The organism is Pelomicrobium sp. (genome assembly GCF_036803785.1).
GTDB lineage: Bacteria > Pseudomonadota > Gammaproteobacteria > Burkholderiales > UBA6910 > Pelomicrobium.
Genome location: NZ_DAIRTR010000204.1, coordinates 1 through 3,534, shown reverse-complemented (window position 1 = coordinate 3,534; position 3,534 = coordinate 1). Strand labels below are relative to the sequence as shown.

General features: G+C 65.8%; 4 protein-coding genes. 3 read left to right on the top strand and 1 reads right to left on the bottom strand.

The window, feature by feature from the left end; all coding sequences use genetic code 11:
* The coding region (locus V7Q81_RS15190) for a TraB/GumN family protein (RefSeq protein ID WP_333844993.1) at positions 1-484 on the bottom strand (484 nt) is incomplete at its 3' end.
* A 218-nt stretch (positions 485-702) separates the two neighbouring features.
* Here V7Q81_RS15190 and V7Q81_RS15185 point away from each other — a divergent pair.
* The 3 genes from V7Q81_RS15185 (at position 703) to V7Q81_RS15175 (ending at position 3,530) form a co-directional block, all read left to right on the top strand.
* Positions 703-1,182 (top strand): SIMPL domain-containing protein, encoded by a 480-nt coding sequence (locus tag V7Q81_RS15185; protein WP_333844990.1) that lies wholly within the window; start codon positions 703-705, stop codon positions 1,180-1,182.
* 118 nt (positions 1,183-1,300) lie between these two features.
* Positions 1,301-2,647 carry a tryptophanase gene (locus V7Q81_RS15180; RefSeq protein ID WP_333844996.1) on the top strand — a complete coding sequence of 449 codons (1,347 nt, stop codon included), beginning with the start codon at positions 1,301-1,303 and terminating at the stop codon, positions 2,645-2,647.
* A 481-nt stretch (positions 2,648-3,128) separates the two neighbouring features.
* Complete coding sequence (locus tag V7Q81_RS15175) at positions 3,129-3,530, top strand: phasin family protein (RefSeq protein WP_333844987.1); 402 nt, start codon at positions 3,129-3,131, stop codon at positions 3,528-3,530.
* Positions 3,531-3,534 lie beyond the last annotated feature (4 nt).

Sequence of the window (3,534 nt, the reverse complement as noted above, 5' to 3'; positions counted from 1 at the left end):
GGATGGGGCCGGTCGCGCCGAGCGGCTGCAGCAGGGTCAGCATGGCGGCCCAGGGCTTGAGACGGGGCCGCACTTCCGTGGGCACGCCGTAGCGGGCGAGCAGCCGATCTGCTTCCGCGTACCACGCCTCGCCGAGGAGCGCAGGCAATTGGGGCGCCTGCGTGACCATGGCAGCGCGGAAAGCGCGGCCCGCCGTCTCGTTGGTCAACAGTTCCGCGGCAAAGATTCGGGCCCCCTCAAAGGCGTGCTTCACGGGCTCGGGGAGGGCGAGCACCCGCTCGTCATCCAGGTGGAGGGTGCCGAACAGGTAGCTCGGCGCCACCCCCTTCGCTTCCACCTTCCATAAAAGGCCCCGGGAAAATCCCGTCTGCTCCGGCACGGGCGCCAAGGACTCGGCCAGCGACTCGCCGGCAGCGCTGAAGGCCACCAGGCCGGCGAGGGCCAGAAAGCCCTTGAAGGCGAGAAAACATCGTCCGATGCGCACGGCTCCATCGCTCACCGAGGGACGGTGGTCAAGGATAGCAGCGAATGGGACAATGCGCCGCCGCCCGCATGCGTTACCGGTCAATGGAGGAAGCACCCTGGACCGCTGCTTGGTCTAGACCCCGCTCAAGCGTTCGCGCGGGCTTGGCAAGCGGGTGAGTTGCCGGTGACTCGCCGCTTGCGGGCCCTGCACCCAACAGGCGATCTGGAGCGTCGGACATGCATGGAAGACGATGGCTGGTCATCTTGGCGGTGGGGTCGATGCTGGGCAGCGGGGCGCTTCGGGCGGAGCCCGGCGTGGGCCATGACAAGGCACTTTCCGGGATACTCACTCTCGAGGCAGAAGCCTCCGCCGAAGTGGCCCACGACTTGGCGGTGATGATTCTGTTTGTGGAACGTCAGGCGGAAAATCCTGCTGCGGCGGCGGAGGGCGTGGTCCAGTCCCTAGACGAAACGGCCAGACAAGTACAAGCGGCGCCGCAGGTGTACATGCGCACGAACGGGGCGGGGACCTGGCCCCAGCATGACCCCCAAGGCGCAAGCCATTCCCGTGTCCTTGGAAGGCGGACGCACCGAGGCGGCCGTCAGCGTGCGCGGCTCGGTGCAGAGGGAGCGTTGGTTTCGGTGCGTGGCCCTTTCCCGTACCGGAACGGAACGTTTTCCTGGCGATTCGTGCCCCTGCGAGGGCGCAACCTTTGACCGTCTCCCCTCGTCTTATGAGAAGAGAAGGCTCGCCCGCGCCGTGCGGCCGGCAAGCGACGCGGGCGGTGCTCGCACACGCGCGTCGCACCCGCGCCGGGTGAGACAAGCCATGGCCATCAAGACCATCATCGAGCCTTTCCGCATCAAAAGCGTCGAGCCCATACGCTGGACCACCCGCGCCGAACGGGAATCGCTGCTGCGGCAAGCACACTACAACCTGTTTCTCCTACCGGCGGATGGGATCCTGATCGACCTGCTCACCGATTCCGGGACGGCGGCCATGAGCACCCGGCAATGGGCGGCCATGATGCTGGGCGATGAAAGCTACGCCGGCAGCACGAGCTACGAGCACTTCCGGCGCTCGGTGCAGGACGTGTTCGGTTTCAAGCACGTGATTCCCACCCACCAGGGGCGGGCCGCGGAGCGCATTCTGTTCGGCGTGATGTGCAAGCCGGGCGACGTGGTGCCCAACAACACCCACTTTGACACCACGCGGGCCAACCTCGAGTTCATGGGTGCCCAGGCGGTGGACCTGCCGATCCCCCAGGCGCTGGATCCGGCCAGCCGATATCCATTCAAAGGCAACATGGACGTGGCCGCCCTCCAACGCCTGATCGCAGAGGTGGGGGCGAGCCGCATCCCCCTAGTGATGCTCACGCTCACCAACAATTCCGGCGGCGGCCAGCCGGTGTCGCTGGAGAACGTGCGCGCGGTCAAGTCGGTGTGCGACAAGTACGGGATCCCCCTCTACTTCGATGCTTGCCGCTTCGCCGAGAACGCCTACCTCGTCAAGCTGCGCGAGCCCGGCTGCGGGCGCAAGAGCGCCCGGGAGATCGCCCGGGAAATCTTCTCCCTCGGCGACGGCTGCACCATGTCGGCCAAGAAGGACGGACTGGCCAACATCGGCGGCTTCCTGTGCACCAACGACGACACCCTTGCGCTTGAGGAGCGCAACCTGCTCATCCTCACCGAGGGCTACCCGACCTACGGAGGCCTGGCGGGGCGCGACTTGGAGGCGGTGGCAGTCGGCTTGCAGGAGGCGCTGGACGAAGACTACCTGAAATACCGGATTGCCTCCGTCGCCTATCTGGGCGAGCACCTCGTCGCCGCGGGAGTGCCCATCGTGCAGCCACCCGGTGGGCACGCCATCTATCTGGATGCTCGTGCCTTCCTCCCCCACATCCCGCCGGCCGAATTCCCTGGGGTGGCCCTCGCGGCCGAGCTTTACTTGGAGGCCGGCATTCGCGCAGTGGAGATCGGAACCTTGATGTTCGGGGAACGCGCTGCCATGGATCTGGTGCGGCTCGCTGTCCCTCGACGGGTCTACACCCAAAGCCACATCGACTATGTGATCGAGGCCGTGGTCGAGGTATGGGCACGCCGAAAAGCCATCCGGGGATTGAAGCTTCTGTATCAGGCTCCGTTCTTACGCCACTTCACCGCCCGGCTCGCCCCGTTGTGACCCGGACCCAAAACGGCGCTGCTCCCGAAAAACCGGGCCATGGAGCCGGAGCGCCCCATGGGATGCCTTTTCCAGGCCAGGCGCTGAGCCTGCCCAAGGGTGGTTTGTCCTGGGGTGCGCGCTAACGCACGCTTCTTTCACCCAAACGCCCGCGCTTGAGGCCTCGATACCGGCGTTTGCGGGCCTGCCGCTTATCTCATCCTCATCGGTGAAAAGGAGCCGCAGGGTGCTATGAAGCCCTCCTTCTCCGCCCACGGGGACGGGTCTCCCCGCTCACGGTGGCCGGGCACGCCTTCGCCGGACCGCGGGCGGTTCCGGTGGGCCGGCGCCGTGTCGGACGACATCCGACGTCCAGGTCGGACCCCTGCCTGATAGCGAGCGGCGCCGGGGCGGCCTATCGTTGCGTTGCCCGTCCTCCCGCATTACCCCGACGGGTCCGCTTTATGAACGAATCCAAACGGTACGCCAGAAGAGGAAACGCATGCTTAACCCGCTCGATCAATTCAGGACAATGGTTAACGCCACGATGGAAACGGCCCAGCGCTTCGCTTCCCTGAGTTGCGACGAAGCGCAGCGTTTGTTCAAGCTGCAGATGGACGCGCTCGGCGCCGTGTTCGTGAGCAATTCCAAGCATCTGAAATCGCTGCTGGATAACGGCGACGCGAAGAAGGCCTTCGCCCAGTGGACCGAGGTGGCAGAGGCAAACGCCCAAGGCTGGGTGGACATCCAGCGCGCCTGCAACGAGGTGGCGACCAAGAGTCAGACCCAATGGTTGAGCCTAGTCACCGAAGGGATGGGCGCCTTCGGCAAGGCCTACCTCGAAAGCCTCGCGCTGCTGACCGGCAAAGCTGGCGCTGGCGAAGAGAAGAGTCAGGCCGGCTGAAGCG